General features: G+C 33.2%; 17 protein-coding genes. 6 read left to right on the top strand and 11 right to left on the bottom strand.

What is annotated here, in order from left to right:
* Positions 1 to 46 precede the first annotated feature (46 nt).
* Complete coding sequence (locus E5167_RS11305) at positions 47 to 994, bottom strand: NAD(P)H-dependent flavin oxidoreductase (protein ID WP_136844152.1); 948 nt, start codon at positions 992 to 994, stop codon at positions 47 to 49.
* A 154-nt stretch (positions 995 to 1,148) separates the two neighbouring features.
* On the opposite strand from E5167_RS11305, the gene E5167_RS11310 reads away from it, so the two are divergent.
* On the top strand, positions 1,149 to 1,649 hold the full coding sequence (locus E5167_RS11310; protein ID WP_136844154.1) for a nicotinate-nucleotide adenylyltransferase: 501 nt from the start codon (positions 1,149 to 1,151) through the stop codon (positions 1,647 to 1,649).
* Between the two features lie 76 nt (positions 1,650 to 1,725).
* Here the strand turns inward: E5167_RS11310 and dnaK are convergent, their stop codons facing one another.
* Positions 1,726 to 3,636, bottom strand: a complete 1,911-nt coding sequence (gene dnaK, locus E5167_RS11315; RefSeq protein ID WP_136844156.1) for a molecular chaperone DnaK — start codon at positions 3,634 to 3,636, stop codon at positions 1,726 to 1,728.
* Between the two features lie 274 nt (positions 3,637 to 3,910).
* On the opposite strand from dnaK, the gene E5167_RS11320 reads away from it, so the two are divergent.
* Entirely contained in the window at positions 3,911 to 4,417 is a 507-nt protein-coding gene (locus E5167_RS11320; RefSeq protein WP_136844158.1) for a hypothetical protein, read from the top strand.
* Between the two features lie 137 nt (positions 4,418 to 4,554).
* Positions 4,555 to 5,976, top strand: a complete 1,422-nt coding sequence (locus E5167_RS11325; RefSeq protein ID WP_136844160.1) for an L-serine ammonia-lyase — start codon at positions 4,555 to 4,557, stop codon at positions 5,974 to 5,976.
* Here the strand turns inward: E5167_RS11325 and E5167_RS11330 are convergent.
* Positions 5,973 to 6,440 carry a nuclear transport factor 2 family protein gene (locus E5167_RS11330; protein WP_136844162.1) on the bottom strand — a complete coding sequence of 156 codons (468 nt, stop codon included), beginning with the start codon at positions 6,438 to 6,440 and terminating at the stop codon, positions 5,973 to 5,975. The two genes, E5167_RS11325 and E5167_RS11330, sit on opposite strands and share 4 nt — an antisense overlap.
* A gap of 110 nt (positions 6,441 to 6,550) precedes the next feature.
* Here E5167_RS11330 and panB point away from each other — a divergent pair, with 110 nt between their 5' ends.
* The 3 genes from panB to E5167_RS11345 are packed head-to-tail and all read left to right on the top strand — an operon-like array spanning position 6,551 to position 9,479.
* Positions 6,551 to 7,369: a 3-methyl-2-oxobutanoate hydroxymethyltransferase gene (gene panB / locus E5167_RS11335; protein WP_136844164.1), complete on the top strand. Its 819-nt coding sequence runs from the start codon at positions 6,551 to 6,553 to the stop codon at positions 7,367 to 7,369.
* Positions 7,370 to 7,377: 8 nt separating this feature from the next.
* Positions 7,378 to 8,076, top strand: coding sequence for an RluA family pseudouridine synthase (locus tag E5167_RS11340; RefSeq protein WP_136844166.1), 699 nt, complete (start codon positions 7,378 to 7,380; stop codon positions 8,074 to 8,076).
* Between the two features lie 26 nt (positions 8,077 to 8,102).
* Positions 8,103 to 9,479, top strand: coding sequence for an aldehyde dehydrogenase (locus tag E5167_RS11345; protein WP_136844168.1), 1,377 nt, complete (start codon positions 8,103 to 8,105; stop codon positions 9,477 to 9,479).
* Here the strand turns inward: E5167_RS11345 and E5167_RS11350 are convergent.
* The 8 genes from E5167_RS11350 to E5167_RS11385 form a co-directional block, all read right to left on the bottom strand.
* A complete protein-coding gene (locus E5167_RS11350) occupies positions 9,463 to 10,305 on the bottom strand; it encodes a sensor histidine kinase (RefSeq protein WP_239021990.1) in 843 nt (280 codons plus the stop codon). The genes E5167_RS11345 and E5167_RS11350 overlap by 17 nt on opposite strands.
* 673 nt (positions 10,306 to 10,978) lie before the next feature.
* Positions 10,979 to 11,371: a hypothetical protein gene (locus tag E5167_RS11355; protein ID WP_136844172.1), complete on the bottom strand. Its 393-nt coding sequence runs from the start codon at positions 11,369 to 11,371 to the stop codon at positions 10,979 to 10,981.
* A 135-nt stretch (positions 11,372 to 11,506) separates the two neighbouring features.
* Positions 11,507 to 12,352, bottom strand: a complete 846-nt coding sequence (locus E5167_RS11360) for a 5-oxoprolinase subunit C family protein (protein ID WP_136844174.1) — start codon at positions 12,350 to 12,352, stop codon at positions 11,507 to 11,509.
* On the bottom strand, positions 12,345 to 13,103 hold the full coding sequence (gene pxpB, locus E5167_RS11365) for a 5-oxoprolinase subunit PxpB (protein ID WP_239021991.1): 759 nt from the start codon (positions 13,101 to 13,103) through the stop codon (positions 12,345 to 12,347). Before pxpB ends, E5167_RS11360 begins: the two co-directional genes overlap by 8 nt.
* Positions 13,084 to 13,824, bottom strand: coding sequence for a 5-oxoprolinase subunit PxpA (gene pxpA / locus E5167_RS11370; protein ID WP_136844176.1), 741 nt, complete (start codon positions 13,822 to 13,824; stop codon positions 13,084 to 13,086). The genes pxpB and pxpA overlap by 20 nt, the downstream gene beginning before the upstream one ends.
* A complete protein-coding gene (locus E5167_RS11375) occupies positions 13,825 to 15,051 on the bottom strand; it encodes an Nramp family divalent metal transporter (RefSeq protein WP_136844177.1) in 1,227 nt (408 codons plus the stop codon).
* Positions 15,052 to 15,055: 4 nt separating this feature from the next.
* On the bottom strand, positions 15,056 to 15,763 hold the full coding sequence (locus E5167_RS11380) for a membrane or secreted protein (RefSeq protein ID WP_136844179.1): 708 nt from the start codon (positions 15,761 to 15,763) through the stop codon (positions 15,056 to 15,058).
* Between the two features lie 35 nt (positions 15,764 to 15,798).
* Positions 15,799 to 17,337, bottom strand: a complete 1,539-nt coding sequence (locus E5167_RS11385) for a YifB family Mg chelatase-like AAA ATPase (RefSeq protein WP_136844181.1) — start codon at positions 17,335 to 17,337, stop codon at positions 15,799 to 15,801.
* Positions 17,338 to 17,362: the final 25 nt, after the last annotated feature.

Consider the following 17,362-nt stretch of genomic DNA (forward strand, 5'->3'; position numbering starts at 1 on the left):
GGTGTTTTTATTGGATGCAAATATATTGAAAATTAAAAACGTAAATCTACTTTACCAAACGTTCAACAATAGCTTTTGTAGGTAATATTTCGTTGGTGTATTCTATACTTGGTCCTGCAACCCAAACCGTTTTATAAGTAGCTTTAGTTGCTGCTTTTTCTGTTGCTTTCATGCCTATTGAAAACCGAATCATTTTAACCCACTTTTTAAGCTTTCTGTTCTTGTTAAGCAGACTTTCTATCCAAGTGGCTTTTGTTCCAATTTTTTGCACATAAGGTGTATTGATGACTGTACATGGCGTCCCAGAAATACGTTCGGTCACTACAATATCGTCAGCTCCATAATCCACACAAGCTTGTTTATACTCATAAGTTACATTAGCTTCTACTGATGCTATAAAAGGACTTCCCACTGAAACACCTGCTGCACCATAACTCAGCATTCTATCAATATCTGCTTTACAACCAACACCACCAGCAGAAATAACAGGAATACTACAATTAGCCACTAAATGCTTAATTAATTCTTCAGGAGATGTATCACCTCTATGCCCTCCTGCTTGGTTATTAACCGCAATAATAGCATCTGCACCTAAATGCTCTACTTTTTTGGCAAACTTTAAGTCAACCACATCGCAAAACACTTTAATTCCTGCTTTATGCGCTTGTTTTATTGTTTCTTCTGGACTACCAAGTGATGTTATAATAAAATCGCAACCTTCTTCGCATAACACTTCTAATTGTCCTTTATACTTCACATTAGACTTATTCACAATAAGGTTGAATCCAAACGAACCTCCTTCTACTTTTGCTTCTTTTAGCTCTTTTATAGCTAATCGCAATTCGTCTAGAGTTCTATAATTAAGAGCAGGAATACATCCTGCAATACCACCTTTCATAGCCTCTATCACCATTTTAGTATTAGAAACTAAAAACATTGGTGCCTGTATAACTGGGTATGTAATTTGAAGAAGTTTGGTAAGTTTTGTAGCCATCAAAATTTAATTTAAACAAATATAATAATTATTATGCATGCATAATTGTTTTTGGAAAATTATGGGATGAAAAGTAATCAACATGACCAATATCATTGTGGAATCATTACTTAATAAGTACTTTTCCATTATGAACCCATAAAAATAAAAAATTATGAAAAAATTAATTATTGGTTTATTTATTTTTGGGCTAACCACCCAAATGTTTTCACAGATAACAAAGTTACCAGAGGTAACAATTAAAGCTGTAAACTATAAATATTTAAGTGCCGTAGATGAGAATATAGAAGATATTAATGTTCTAAATTTAGAAGAGATTGTTGCAAAGTATAATTTAAAAAAAACGGATTTGTACAATGATGAATACGATTCTTACTCTGTCACTTTTTATATTCCAGAAGGTCACATTATTGCCGCTTACGATGAAAATGGAAATCTTTTGAGAACCATTGAAAGATTTAAAGATGTAAAACTACCTATGAATATCCGTAAAAAGGTAATGCAAAAATTTCCAAATTGGGAAATTACTAGCGATGTTTACACCGTTAAATACGAAAGTAAAGATGGTATGGCTAAAAAGGAATACAAAATGAAGTTAGCTAATTCCGGAGAGGTTATTAGAATTAAAGTAGATGGAGACGGTAACATTATGTAACTTTAATAAAAGTTATTAACTAAAAAAAGCGCAACCATTTTTGGTTGCGCTTTTAAAATATAAATGTTAAAATAATTTATTTTACTTCTTCAAAATCTACATCTTCAACATCATTACCTTCTTCAGAAGGTTGTCCATTTTGACTTGCATCAGGACCAGCTTGTGCTCCACCTTGTTGTGCTTCGGCTTGCGCTTTGTACATTTCTTCTGAAGCAACTTTCCAAGCTTCGTTAATTTTCTCTAAAGCTGGTGTAATTACCTCTAAATCTTTAGACTCATAAGCTTTTTTCAATTCTTCTAAAGCATCTTCGATTGGTTTCTTTTTATCATCAGATAACTTGTCACCAAACTCTTCTAACTGTTTTTCCGTTTGGAAAATCATAGAATCTGCTTCATTTAATTTTTGAGCTTGTTCTGCTGCCGCCTTATCAGCTTCTGCATTTGCTTCAGCATCAGCTTTCATTTTCTCGATTTCTTCTTCAGTTAAACCAGAAGATGCTTCAATACGAATATCTTGAGATTTCCCTGTAGCTTTATCTGTAGCAGATACCTTAATAATACCATTGGCATCAATGTCGAACGTTACTTCAATTTGAGGTGTACCACGTCTTGCTGGTGGAATACCATCTAAATGGAAACGTCCAATCGTTTTATTATCTGCAGCCATAGCTCTTTCTCCTTGTAGTACATGAATTTCTACTGAAGGTTGATTATCTGCGGCTGTTGAGAACACTTGTGATTTCTTGGTAGGAATGGTCGTATTTGCCTCAATAAGCTTTGTCATTACATTACCCATAGTTTCAATACCAAGAGATAAAGGTGTTACGTCTAATAAAAGTACATCTTTAACATCTCCTGTTAGTACACCACCTTGAATTCCAGCTCCTACAGCAACAACTTCGTCAGGGTTTACACCTTTACTTGGTTTTTTACCAAAGAACTTTTCAACAGCTTCTTGTACTGCTGGAATACGTGTAGAACCACCAACTAATATAATTTCATCGATATCACTTTTAGATAATCCAGCTGCTTTAAGTGCAGATTGACAAGGCTCTATTGTACGTTTTACTAAATCGTCTATTAACTGCTCAAACTTTGAACGTGTTAATGTACGTACTAAGTGCTTTGGTCCGCTTGCAGTTGCAGTGATATATGGTAAATTAATTTCTGTTTGAGAAGATGAAGACAACTCAATCTTTGCTTTTTCTGCAGCTTCTTTTAAACGTTGTAAAGACATTGGGTCTTTACGTAAATCCATACCTTCTTCTGCGTTAAACTCATCAGCTAACCAGTTGATGATTTTCTCATCCACATCGTCACCACCTAAATGTGTATCTCCATCTGTTGAAAGTACTTCAAATACACCGTCTCCTAATTCAAGGATAGATACATCGTGTGTTCCTCCACCAAAATCAAATACTACAATTTTTTGGTCTGTTCCTTTTTTGTCTAGACCATATGCTAATGCGGCTGCTGTAGGTTCGTTAATAATACGTCTTACTTTTAAACCTGCTATTTCTCCTGCTTCTTTTGTAGCTTGACGCTGAGAATCGTTAAAATATGCTGGTACAGTAATAACTGCTTCGCTTACATCTTGACCTAAATAGTCTTCGGCTGTTTTCTTCATTTTTTGAAGCACCATTGCCGATAATTCTTGAGGTGTGTATAAACGACCATCAATATCCACTCTAGGAGTATCGTTATCGCCTTTTACCACTTTATATGGTACACGCTCTGCTTCTTTTTTAGACTCAGAATACTTATTGCCCATAAAACGCTTTATTGAGTAAACCGTTTTAGTTGGGTTAGTTACTGCTTGACGCTTTGCTGGATCACCAACCTTAATTTCACCACCTTCAACAAAAGCGATTACAGATGGTGTTGTACGTTTCCCTTCTGCATTTGGGATTACAACAGGTTCGTTACCTTCCATAACAGAAACACAAGAGTTTGTTGTTCCTAAGTCAATTCCAATAATTTTACTCATAACTTTATTTATTCTTTACTTTGTTGTGTTGAATTTTCATTTTTAATTACACCTACTTATAGTCAATCATTATGCCATGTCAAAAAATATGACATGATGTCAGAATATTTTTTTCAAAATATATTTAAGTGAATATCATTTTTGGTACATGATTTGATACAGAAGAAACAAAAACTATATTTTATGAAATGAGCCATAAAAAGAAGTTGATACCAACTGATAAGATTATTGGCGAATTACATTTGACCCATTTAAAAACTATAAATTTAAACATATGAAACGTTTACTACCCTTATTAACAGTATTTACAGTATTATTTACCGCTTGCGAAGGACCACAAGGACCTCCTGGATTTGACGGTTTGGATGGACTAGATGGAGAGATTATTGCTTCATCTGCTTTTGAAATTGAAGTGGATTTTAACTCCGCTAATAATTTCGAACATATTGAAGCTTATGGATTTGAAGTATTACCTTCTGATGTAACTTTAGTTTATATTTTATGGACCACTGATAATGGTCAAGACATATGGCGCTTAACACCACAAACTGTTTACTTTAATGATAATAACAATTTAGTTTACAACTTTGATTTTACACAAGATGATGTTCGACTATTTTTAGATGGCACAACAGATTTCAATACTTTAGATAGCGATTGGACCCAAGATCAAGTATTTAGAGTTGTTGTTGTTCCTGCCGATAATATCGATGGGATTGATGTAAATGATATCAATGCCGTGTTAAGTGCAAATGATATTCAAAGTTTTGATTTTAGATAAATAAACATTTAGATAAAAATCAAGTCCGATAAACAAATTGATTTTCGGACTTTTTTTATGCAAAATAATTAACTGTTGTTTTCTCTATTATATGCAGACAACAATTATATTTGTCCAAACACTAAAAGTATTAGTTAATGGAATGTATTTCTGTTTTTGATATGCTAAAAATAGGTGTAGGACCATCTAGTTCTCACACTTTAGGACCTTGGCGTGCTGCCGAAAGATGGATTAATGAGCTAAAAGCTTCCAATAAATTTGATAAGGTTGAAAAAATTACCGTTGACCTCTATGGTTCTTTATCATTAACTGGAAAAGGACATGCCACAGATTTAGCAATAATACTAGGTTTAAGTGGTGCAGATCCTGAAGTAATTCCAACCGAATCTATCGATATTATTATTGCCTCAGTAAAAAACACTAACACCTTAGTTTTTAATAATGAAAAGCTTCTAGAATTTAGTTTTGAATCGGACATTATTTACAATAGAAAATTTCTGCCATTTCATGCTAATGGCATGAAATTTACTGCAACCATTAACGGTAAAAAATCGAGCTCTAAATTTTACTCCATTGGTGGTGGTTTTGTTGTTAAAGAAGAGCGTAAAAACGCTAAAAAGAATAAAGAGATTTTTAAATCTTTTCCTCACCCTATTGCCAATGGAAAAGAACTTTTAGCATATTGCAATGAATTAAACCAAACTATTTCAGAAGTCGTAATTGAAAATGAAAAGTCACTCCGTAGTGATGACGAGATTGACTATGAAATGAATCGTGTGTGGAATACCATGTTAGAATGTATGTATATTGGGTGTCATACCGAAGGTAATTTACCTGGAGGACTCAATGTAAGGCGACGTGCTTATGATATACATCAAAAACTTATTGGTGATTTTAAATACGAAAATCCACAACAATGGTTAGAAGCCATTAGAAGTACTGAAGTGAAATTTAGACAGATTTTAAAGTGGGTAAGCTGTTTTGCTTTAAGTGTTAACGAAGTAAATGCGTCATTAGGTCGTGTGGTTACAGCTCCAACAAATGGAAGTGCTGGAGTAATTCCTGCAGTTTTAATGTATTATTTAGTTATTGAGAATCACCAAGCAAATTTTAAAGATATTAAACAATTTTTATTAGTAGCTGGAGAAATAGGTAGTATTTTTAAAAAAGGAGCTACCATTAGCGCAGCTATGGGAGGTTGTCAAGCCGAAATTGGTGTAAGTTCGGCAATGGCTGCAGGTGCCTTGTGTGAGGTATTAGGAGGAACTCCAGATCAAGTATTAATTGCAGCTGAGATAGCCATGGAACATCATTTAGGGTTAACTTGCGATCCAATAGCTGGTTTGGTTCAAATACCTTGTATTGAACGTAATTCGATGGGAGCCATAAAAGCCATTAATGCAGCTGAATTAGCATTAGAAACTGATCCAAAAAATGTAAAAGTACCTTTAGATGAAGTCGTAAATACTATGTGGGAAACCGCAAAAGACATGCATACCAAATACAAAGAAACCTCCGAAGGAGGTTTAGCTGTTAGGGTTAGTTTATCTGATTGTTAATTTTTCCCTTCATTACAACCAGTACGCTGTCTTGTATCTATTAAATAGATAATTTTCCATTGTCCATTATCGTTAAACAATTGAAAAGAATTAACGCCACAATGGCTAAATTCACCATTTCGCCAAAATTCGTAAGGTGTCCAAGCATTTGCCATATTATTATCAACTTTAATAATATAATCTAACAAACGTTCGTCCCATTTTTCTGTATCAGGTCTGTTTGCAATAGCATTAACTAAATCGGTAGATTCACTACTTCTTAAAACATCTTCTCCCTTTTGGTTTTTAAAAGCGGTTTGCGTTGTAAATTTACCATACATCACCGTTTTCATCATGGTAGTATCTCCTTTATGAAACCCTTCAAAAAAAGTGTCAATAGCTGCCTTAACTTTAGCAGTTTTATCATCTTGTGAGTACATGGCTGTGGTAGTTAAACACAAGCATAAAAGTAAAATTCGTAACATATTATTATTTTTTTACTAAAGTAAGTTATCAAAAACTAAAAAAGAAAAGTTTAACAGTATTTATAGCTTTCTGTTAATTTACTATTTTTACGGTTCAATTTATATAAACTATGTCAACAGCAAAAAAAGAATACAAAAGGGTTACTACAAAATCGTTGGTAGATATGAAAAGTAATGGCGAAAAAATCTCCATGCTCACAGCTTACGATTATACCATGGCGAAAATTGTTGATGGTGCAGGAATAGATGTTATTTTAGTAGGCGACTCAGCAAGTAATGTTATGGCTGGACACGAAACTACCTTACCTATTACACTAGATCAAATGATTTATCATGCATCGTCTGTAATTCGCGCTGTTGAAAGAGCATTAGTCGTTGTCGATTTACCTTTTGGAAGCTATCAAAGTGACCCGAAAGAAGCATTGCGCTCTGCCATTAGAATTATGAAAGAAAGTGGTGGTCATGCAGTAAAACTTGAAGGCGGAAAAGAAATTAAAGATTCTATAAAAAGAATCTTAAATGCTGGAGTACCTGTAATGGGACACTTAGGATTAACTCCTCAATCAATCTATAAGTTTGGAACTTATACAGTAAGAGCTAAAGAAGAAGAAGAAGCTTTACAATTGATTGAAGACGCCAAAATGCTTGAACGTATTGGTTGTTTTGCCATAGTCTTAGAAAAAATTCCAGCAAAATTAGCTAAACAAGTGGCCGAAAGTGTGAGCATTCCAATTATTGGAATTGGTGCAGGAAATGGTGTTGATGGGCAAGTGCTGGTGCTTCATGATATGATAGGAATGACCCATGAATTCAACCCGCGTTTTTTAAGACGTTATATGAATTTATTTGAAGACATGACCAGTGCTATTTCGCAATATGTTGATGATGTAAAAAGTGTTGACTTTCCTAATGAATCTGAACAATATTAATAGTTTAGATGTTAAAAACTCTTTCTAACAAGTCTAATCTACAAGTTCTTTACGAAGACAATCATCTAATAATCATTAATAAACGTGCTGGTGATATTGTACAAGGTGATAAAACTGGAGACAAACCCTTAAGCGACGTTGTAAAGGAGTTTCTTAAAGATAAATACAATAAGCCCGGAAATGTATATTTAGGCGTAACACATCGCTTAGACAGACCAACAACAGGAATTGTAGTATTTGCCAAAACATCAAAGGCTTTACCAAGACTTAATAAAATGTTTTCTGATAAAAAAGTAAATAAAACGTATTGGGCTGTGGTTAAACAAAAGCCCCAATCAGAAAAAGACACTTTAACTCATTGGTTAAAAAAGAATCCTAGAAACAATAAATCTACAGCTTACAACCACGAAATAAAGGATAGTAAGAAAGCCATTCTACATTATAAAATCATAAAAGCACTAAACAATTACTACTTACTAGAAATTAATTTAGAAACTGGGCGACATCATCAAATTCGTTGCCAACTATCAAGTATTGGTTCTCCAATAAAAGGCGATTTAAAGTATGGTTTCGATAGAAGTAATAAAGATGCGAGTATTCATTTACATGCTCGTAAAATAGATTTTATTCATCCTGTAAGTAAAGAACAAGTAATTGTCGTTGCACCAACACCCAAAGATCCTATTTGGGATGCTTGTACTAACTAAATTACTATCTTTATAAAAAAAGCACCTTGAATATACCTAGCTTACTTCAACAACAAAGAGCCTATTTTAAAACACAACAAACTAAAGATGTTTCATTTAGAATTAATGTTCTAAAAAAATTAAAGCAAGAAATTGTTTCAAGAGAACAAGATGTTTACTCTGCATTAAAAAAAGACTTTAATAAATCTTCTTTCGAAGCTTTTATGAGTGAATATGGAATAGTTCTCTCGGAATTAAACTTAGCCATAAAAAAATTAAAATCGTGGTCAAAACCTAAGCGTGTAAAACCGTCGATGTTAACGTTTCCAGCTACTGATTATATATATAAAGAGCCATACGGAACTGTGTTAGTAATAGCGCCTTGGAATTATCCGTTTTTATTGGCGATAGAACCCTTAATTATGGCGATTTCTGCTGGAAATACTGTTATAGTAAAACCAAGTGAATTGACTATTCATACATCACAATTAGTAACTGAAATCATTCAAACTGTTTTTAATAAACAGCATGCCACTTCTATTGAAGGTGGTATTCCTGTTGCAACCGAATTGTTAGAGCAGAAATGGGACTATATCTTTTTTACTGGAAGTGTACCAGTTGGAAAAATTGTTGCCAAAGCAGCAGCAAAACACTTAACGCCTGTTACCTTAGAATTAGGAGGAAAATCACCTTGTATAGTTGACGAAACCATCAATTTAAAACTTGCTGCAAAGCGTATTGTTTGGGGAAAATTCTTTAATGGAGGGCAAACCTGTATTTCACCAGATTATATCATAGCGCACACATCAATTAAAAAGGAGCTCATTAACGCTTTAAAAAAAGAAATTATTAATGCCTATGGAGAAAATCCGAAAAGCTCTAAAGACTTTCCAAGAATTATAAATGAGCGAAATGCCAATCGTTTAAAAGACATGCTTGAAGACGCAAATATTGTTTATGGTGGCGAGCACAGCATTGAAGAATGTTATATAGCTCCTACTCTAGTCGATAATCCAAGTTTAAATAGCAAATTGATGCAAGACGAAATTTTTGGACCAATACTTCCTATTTTAACCTATGCTGATGAAGCAGCTATTGGTGACATTATTAGTAATTATGACAAGCCTTTGTCTCTTTACGTATTTTCTAAAAACAAACAATTTACCAATAACATTATAAAAAATTACAGTTTTGGTGGTGGTGCTGTAAACGATCCATTAATTCATTTTGGAAATCACAAATTGCCTTTTGGAGGTGTTGGTGCTAGTGGCATTGGTGCGTATCATGGTAAACACGGTTTTGATACGTTTTCGCACCATAAATCCATTTCTAAACGAGGCACATGGTTTGATCCTCCAGTGAGATATGCACCTTACAAAGGAAAAATAGGGCTATTAAAAAAAATGTTTAAGTGGTTTGGCTAATTGCTCTTAAGGCAATTGGATAATTTAGCAAGAGCTTTGTTCCTTGGTTAGGAGTTGAAATTAAGTTAAACTCAGTATTAGTTAGTTTAGCTCGACTTTTCATGTTAATTAAACCAGATCCTTTTTTAACATTTTCTACATTAAAACCAACACCATTATCTTCAGCGATTATTTGCAAATTATCTTTTTCATAATTCAAAGTTACAGTTAATTGTGTAGCCTTTGAATATTTAACCGCATTAGATATAAACTCCTGTAAGATTCTAAAAAGTATTATAGCATCTTTATTGTTTTTAAAAGAATTTTTATCTCCTGAGCTAAGTAATTCAGCTTTTATTGTATTCATTTTATTCAAGCGTTCAATTTCTGTGCGCAACGATTCTTGAAACCCAAAATTTAACACAACCTCACTATTTAAAACTTTTGATAAACCTCTTACTTCTTTAATTACATCACTAATAATTGCTTTAGTATCTTCTACTTTATCCTTAATTGAGTCTTGAGCCAAAGACGATATCAAACTCAATTGCATATTAGTCACCGATAATAACTGACCAATATTATCATGCAGCTCTAACCCTACATTTTTAAGGGTTTGTTCTTGTATCTCGGTTTTGGTTTTTACTATTTCTTCTTCAAATTCTCGCTCACGCCGAATTTTTTCTAGAAGCAGTTTGTTTTTTCTTTTTTGGAAACTTGAAAAAAACAAAATAAACATAGCCACTAATAAAGCAATCACCAAAATGGTATAAACCATTAAAGCTATTTGCTCATCACTAATGATTTTACTTTGAAATATGATAAAAGAAATACAACTGTAAAACATAAATACATAATAATATTAGAACAAAGTAATATAAATTGCCTTAAATAAATAAAATTTGGATTATTAAGAGTATAATAACTACTAAAAATAAATAATGGTGTAATTGCTAATGACCACAACAATAAAGTAGTTGATAGATAAAAATGTTTGGACTTGTAGAAAGTCAATATTTTCTCACTATTAATAATGCTTAAATAATAAAGGCAAACGAAAAATGAAATTATAAGCGTCCGAATCATAAATCCATAAGGAATGGAATTATAAAAAAATGCATCTGAAAACATTAAATAGAAAACCGAAAATATAGAAAACCCTATAACAAGTATTTTAATATAATTTTTATGCTTTAAATTGCTTATAAGCCTATCATAATATTTGCCCAAAAGTATTATCAGTATCACAGCGTAAACATTATACAACCAATTATTGGTGCAAAAAGGACTGTTTTTGATAAGCACAAACAACTTATTATCATAATTATTTAACATGAATCTTGAATAAATAGCTGTATATTCAACAATAACCGTTAGCCATAAATACATAACAAAATATCGAACACTCTCATCTTTACTTTTATAAATATAAAGAGAGCCAGCCATTGCTGCCAAAATTTCCACCAAATAAGTTATAGGTGTATAATTATCTAACAAAAACTCTACCACTTAACACTACATTATTGAGGATAATTTGCTCCTGGTGGGTCTCCTTGTTGACCTAAATTTAATCCATCACCATCAGGAATATCAGAGCCATCACTATTACTACCATCTTTACCATCAGGCATATAAGCAGTTGGCACAATAAACGAAGTTGAATACCCAGCTTCACCATCAACGGTTGGGTAAGCCCCACAATAAATTCTTATTCCATTCATTTCATAACCAAGCTCTCTCGCTTGATTTTCAGCATACTGTAAATATGTTTTGATATCTTCCAACGAATACCAAGATGATCTATTATCTGGTCGTTTAGTAATATCCTTACTAATTAATTCGCATCGTTCTGTAAATGCATCGTTAAGTTGTTTTGCCTCTTCAGGTGAGATTAATCCATTAATTTTTGCCATAATCAAATAATGTTAATGTTAATAAATAGTCTATTGACGCTAAAAATCATTCTTTGGAAGAGTACTATTTATACGACTAAGTTATAGAAAACATATCATAAAAAGAAGAAAAGACTCACTTATAAATAAAAGAAATTAGCTTATTAACTTAAATATTATTCTATTTCCTGTACATTTTTGAGCTAGTGTATTAATTGCAGACTCTGAAAGTTGTAAAACTCTAGGATATCCTCCAGTTGTTTGACAGTCTCTCATTAAAACAATCAACTTTCCTGAAGGTGTTAACTGCACAGTTCCTGGTAACACCAATGAGGTGATTATACCACTTAAATCATTAATTATTAATTCATCCAACTGATAAGCCATTCTATTGTTTTCTTTCGAAATGGTAAACTCTTGATTAAATAATTTATCCATTTGTTCATTGTTTAAAAGCTTAAACTCTGGCCCTTTATAAACTGATATCGTTTTTTCATTAAGATAATCTGTTCTAATCTTAATAGACGAATATGCTTTACTTCTATGATTTTTAGGTTGAATTTTAAGAACACCCCCCTTTTTAACACTTATAGCTTTAGTGATTCCTTGATACATACTCCTACTATTCAATACTATTTCAGACTGGAAACCTCCAGAAACTGCTAAATAGACTCTAAACCCATTAATTGGTTTGTTAAATGACAAAACCTCACCTTTATTCACATTTACAAGAGTATTGTTATTAATAATGGTATTGGCAAGACTCGGTGAAAGGTTGGCTCCTGTAATGACAATAGCAGTATCACAGCAAAATTCAAGCTTTGGCCCTAACATAGTTATTTCTAAAACCGCACAATTCTCATCATTACCCAAAATAGCATTAGCCATTTTGCCTGCATATACATCCATTACCCCAGATATAGGGACTCCAAGATGTTGAAAATCTTTCCTGCCTAAGTCTTGAATAGTACTATAAAACCCTGGATGAATCACTTTAATCATAAATTACCTCGCTTTCAATAGTATATTCGTTGCTTTTTACTTGACTAAGAATTTCGTAATAACAGCTTTTTGAAACAGATACAAACTGAATTCTATCTCCAGCTTTTGCAAAACAAGGGCTTTGATTAGTAATATTAAAAAAGTCTAATGGTGTATTTCCAATAATGTTCCAACCACCAGGACTTTTATTTGGGTAAACTCCTGTTTGTGATCCACCAATGGCTACCGATCCTTTTTTAACATAAAGTCTTGGTGCATTTTTTCGTGGAAAATATAGTTGTTCATCCAATCCTCCCAAGTATAAAAAACCAGGTAAAAACCCAATAAAATAAACAAGATAATTTGTTGCAGTATGCAACTCGATAATATTGGAAATTTCAATATTTTTTTTAAAAGAAATATCTTCTAAATCCAGTCCAAATTCAACGTCATAACACACTGGGATTTTCCAGAGTTTGGAATCATTAATATCATCACCTAACTCATCAAAATAAATGCTATTAAGCACCAAAACTTCATTATAGAAATTATTTATAGCTAAACTATAACTTATTAATATCGAGTTGTATGCAGACTTTATATAAACTTTTTCTTTAAAATAATGATTTTCTATTTTTTTCTTATACAAAAGAACATCTTTAAGTGTTTTTTTTGAGATAATTTGTGGCCATTCAATTAAAATTGAACGTTCACCAAAAGGTTTGTATTGTAGTTTAAAATCACCCAAATCATCATTGAATTTTAATTCCAAAATCTATCAGGTTTTGTCTTAATTTTTTAATCAATTTTAGAGCTTCTGGATTATCACCATGAACGCAAATTGTTTCTGCTTCAATAAACACTTCTACACTATTAATTGTTTTAACTTTTTTATGCAAAATCATATTTTGAATATGACTTGTCATAACATCTTCATCTTTAATAATGGCATTTTCTTTTGATCTTGAAACTAGCGATAAGTCATCATTATAATTCCTGTCTGCAAATACTTCATACGTAATTGGAATCTTTTCTTTTATAGCAATTCCCGAAATAACAGAACCAAAAGGAACGTAAAGTTTTAATGGCAAATGAATACTTTTCATCACTTCAACAACAACCTCTGCTGTTTTTTTATCTGTCGCAGCTAAATTATATAACGCTCCATGCGGTTTTACATGATGCAATGCAGCATGATTATCTCTAACCACGCTCATCAAGGTTTTAATTTGGTTTTTAATAGTTTGATACAATGCTGAACAAGACATCTTAACAATTTGTCTTCCAAAATTCTCCTTATCAGGAAACGAAGGGTGCGCTCCTATCTTTACTCTATTCTCTTTTGCTAACGCTACACACCAATTCATAGTTTCTAGGTTACCAGCGTGTCCACCACAAGCAATATTACAAGAGGAAAGCAAAGGTATTAAATTGGCTTCATTACCAACACCTTCACCAATATCAGCATTTATATCTATGGAAATATTTGTCATTTACAATAATTCAAAAACTTTCAATATACTTTTTACCCCTAAAAATATGGTTATTATCAAGATAATTAAACTAATCACGTTTTGACGCATAGTGTTTTTAAAACTTCCTAAAACAGATTGCTTGTTCATAATCCAAATAAGAAATCCAGCGATAACAGGCAGTAGAACACCATTAGCAACTTGAGCAAATTTTATAATTTCAATGGATTTAACTCCTGAAGATGACGATAGCACACCAACAGCCAAAATAAATATCCATACGGCTTTAAACCTTTTTGATGTCATTTTTGTAGACCACCCCAAACACCCAGTTGCCACAAAAGCAGCAGCCAATGGCGCTGTGATAGCACTTGTGATTCCTGCAGCAAACAATCCGATTGCTAAAAAGTACTTTGAAAAACTTCCAAATAATGGTTCTAAGCCTCTTGCTAAATCTGCTGCATTATTAATTTCAGAAGTTTGAACAGCTGCAGCTGAAATAATAATACACATAGACACTATTCCTCCCAAAACAACAGCCACAATAGTATCTTTCCTAGCATATTTTAAGTCGGATTTATCTTTCCATTTCTCTTTTACTAAAGACGCATGCAAAAACAAATTATATGGCACTACAGTTGTTCCTATTAAACCAATAATAGTTAAAATACTATCTCGAGGAAATTTTGGCATCATAACACCTTTAAATATCTCAACTATATTTGGCTTAGTCATAATAGCTGTAACCATAAAAGCAATACTCATCAAAATAACAAGTGAAACTAATGCCTTTTCCAACACTTTGTAATTTCCAATATAAAGCAGAGTAAAAGCTACCAAACCAATAGCAACACTAAAGTAGTTTAATGAAAAAGACCCCAAGACCAAAGAATGTTGACCTAAAACAGCCTCTAAACCCAAAACACCTCCACTTATGTTACCAGCTTCATAAGCCGCATTACCTATTACAATGGCTAACAAGATCAAAACAATAGACATACTTTTTAACAATGGGCTTTTGATTTCGGTTCTAATAATTTCAGACAAGCCTTTTTGAGAAACAATCCCTAAACGAGCAGACATTTCTTGCATAACAATAGTCGCTACAATAGATAACACCATTGCCCAAAGCAAGGCATAACCAAAATTAACACCAGCCAAAGTGCATAATGTTACTGTTCCTGGGCCAATAAATGCAGCAGCTACTAAAGGTCCTGGACCGATGTTTTTAAACCAAGATTTTATCATAATTTTACTCTCTCTCACTCCAAATTTCATACATTGGATCACCTTTACTAGAAAATCCTTTATGATGCCATTTACCATCAACTAACTCATAATCAAACACTAAACTTAACCCTGCTTTTGAATCGTCTCTAGAGAAGAACTCAATATTTTCGGTGTATTTACCATCAACTGTAGTGTAAGTTCCACCTCCTGTTCCCATAAACTGTTTGGTCTCGGTATTGTAAGCAATCCATTGAAAACGTGTTCCTGATAATAGTTTCATGGTTTTTCTTGGTCTATCAATATCACGCAATTGCTCTTTTCCGTCTCTCACTCTTCCAGACATCAACCAAGCACCCTGTAATTGTCCTGGTACACCACTATCTATTCGCTTTAGCACCATATCACTACCAACAATTGTGATCGTATCATCCGTAATTTCTACCTCAAAACTTGTTTCAGTACCCACTAGGTCAGCATTATCTGTATGAAATTCTACTCTTTCGGTCATCGTGTCACCTTCCAATTTCCATGTTCCACCGTTGGTATGTATAAACTTTCCTGTATCTGCATTATATATAGTTAATACTTGATAACCATCAGCAATAATGAGCACGCTTTTTAATTTTTCACCATTTTCTGATGTCGTATACATTTCCCAGGCACCAATGATGCTTTGAGCATTTAACCCAAGAGACATAATACTCATTAATAAAAACACTATTTTTTTCATGATTTATATATTGAAATTAATTACAATCTATTTTTTCATCCTAACCAGCCTTCTCTATCTAGGCTTCTATATTGAATAGCTTCACTAATATGATTTCCACCAACAGCTTTAACACCTTCAATATCAGCTATAGTTCTTGCTACTTTTAAAATTCTATCATAAGCTCTAGCCGAAAGATTCAAACGCTCCATTGCTGTTTTAAGCAATTCTTTTGAGGCCTCATCTAATTTACAATACTTTCTAATTTGTTTGGTATTCATTTGCGCATTATAATGCACTTTTTCCAACTCCTTAAATCTTTGTGTTTGAATTTCTCTTGCTGCCATAACACGTTTTCTAATATCAACAGAAGTTTCTGATTTACTTTCATCAGAGAGTTTTTCAAAAGGTACTGGAGTGACTTCAATATGAATATCAATACGATCTAATAATGGTCCTGAAATCTTACTTAAATAGCGTTGCATTTCAGCAGGCGAGCTCGTTACAGGTGCATCTGGATCATTAAAATAGCCTCCTGGACTAGGATTCATACTCGCTACTAACATAAAGCTACTAGGATATGTCACTGTAAATTTAGCTCTAGAAATAGTAACCTCTCTATCTTCTAAAGGCTGACGCATCACCTCTAGAACCGTGCGCTTAAATTCTGGTAACTCATCTAAAAACAAGACACCATTATGCGCCATAGATATTTCTCCTGGTTGTGGATATTGTCCACCACCAACCAGAGCAACATCTGAAATTGTATGATGTGGCGATCGAAATGGTCGCTGTGCCATTAATCCTGTGTTTTCTTTTACACGACCGACAACCGAATGAATTTTAGTAGTCTCCAAGGCTTCATGCAAGGTCATAGGCGGCAAAATGCTTGGTAATCGCTTTGCCAACATGGTTTTTCCAGCCCCTGGAGGTCCGATTAAAATAATGTTATGTCCTCCTGCTGCAGCAATCTCCATACATCGTTTTATACTCTCCTGACCTTTAACATCGGCAAAATCAAACTCTGGAAAATCTAAGCTTTTATAAAACTCTTTTCGAGTATCAATAATAGTTTGTTCAATGTGTTCTCCTTTATCAAAAAAATCAATAACTTGTTTTATGTTATCAACACCGTACACTTTTAAATCGCTTACAATAGCTGCTTCTTTTACATTTTGACTAGGAAGTATAAAACCTTTAAAGCCCTCTTCTCTTGCTTTTACAGCTATTGGCAAAGCACCTTTTATAGGTTGTAAACTACCATCTAAAGACAATTCACCCATAATGAGATAATTCTCTAAATTTTCTGCTTTAATTTGGCTTGATGCAGCAAGAATACCAATAGCCAAGGTTAAATCGTAAGCCGACCCTTCTTTACGCAAATCGGCAGGCGCCATGTTAATGGTAATTTTCTTCCCTGGAATTTTATAACCGTTATTTTGCAATGCTGCTGCAATACGATAATTACTCTCTTTTATGGCATTATCGGGCAAACCAACCAAATGATAACCAATACCTTTATCGACGTTTACCTCAACTGTAATAGTTGAAGCCTCCACTCCAAAAACGGCACTTGCAAACACTTTTTTAAGCATAACTGATTGGTTTGCTTAAATGTAA

This window comes from Pontimicrobium aquaticum, assembly GCF_005047595.1.
Lineage (GTDB): Bacteria > Bacteroidota > Bacteroidia > Flavobacteriales > Flavobacteriaceae > Pontimicrobium > Pontimicrobium aquaticum.

Coding starts and splice junctions, on each gene's coding strand:
- E5167_RS11355 (WP_136844172.1), bottom strand. CDS start 11,371: ATGGCAAAAATTAATGGATTAATCTCACCTGAAGAGGCAAAACAACTT.
- E5167_RS11360 (WP_136844174.1), bottom strand. CDS start 12,352: ATGATTAAAGTGATTCATCCAGGGTTTTATAGTACTATTCAAGACTTA.
- E5167_RS11375 (WP_136844177.1), bottom strand. CDS start 15,051: ATGATAAAATCTTGGTTTAAAAACATCGGTCCAGGACCTTTAGTAGCT.
- E5167_RS11305 (WP_136844152.1), bottom strand. CDS start 994: ATGGCTACAAAACTTACCAAACTTCTTCAAATTACATACCCAGTTATA.
- E5167_RS11320 (WP_136844158.1), top strand. CDS start 3,911: ATGAAACGTTTACTACCCTTATTAACAGTATTTACAGTATTATTTACC.
- E5167_RS11350 (WP_239021990.1), bottom strand. CDS start 10,305: ATGTTTTACAGTTGTATTTCTTTTATCATATTTCAAAGTAAAATCATT.
- E5167_RS11325 (WP_136844160.1), top strand. CDS start 4,555: ATGGAATGTATTTCTGTTTTTGATATGCTAAAAATAGGTGTAGGACCA.
- E5167_RS11330 (WP_136844162.1), bottom strand. CDS start 6,440: ATGTTACGAATTTTACTTTTATGCTTGTGTTTAACTACCACAGCCATG.
- dnaK (WP_136844156.1), bottom strand. CDS start 3,636: ATGAGTAAAATTATTGGAATTGACTTAGGAACAACAAACTCTTGTGTT.
- E5167_RS11340 (WP_136844166.1), top strand. CDS start 7,378: ATGTTAAAAACTCTTTCTAACAAGTCTAATCTACAAGTTCTTTACGAA.
- E5167_RS11385 (WP_136844181.1), bottom strand. CDS start 17,337: ATGCTTAAAAAAGTGTTTGCAAGTGCCGTTTTTGGAGTGGAGGCTTCA.
- panB (WP_136844164.1), top strand. CDS start 6,551: ATGTCAACAGCAAAAAAAGAATACAAAAGGGTTACTACAAAATCGTTG.
- E5167_RS11310 (WP_136844154.1), top strand. CDS start 1,149: ATGAAAAAATTAATTATTGGTTTATTTATTTTTGGGCTAACCACCCAA.
- E5167_RS11380 (WP_136844179.1), bottom strand. CDS start 15,763: ATGAAAAAAATAGTGTTTTTATTAATGAGTATTATGTCTCTTGGGTTA.
- pxpA (WP_136844176.1), bottom strand. CDS start 13,824: ATGACAAATATTTCCATAGATATAAATGCTGATATTGGTGAAGGTGTT.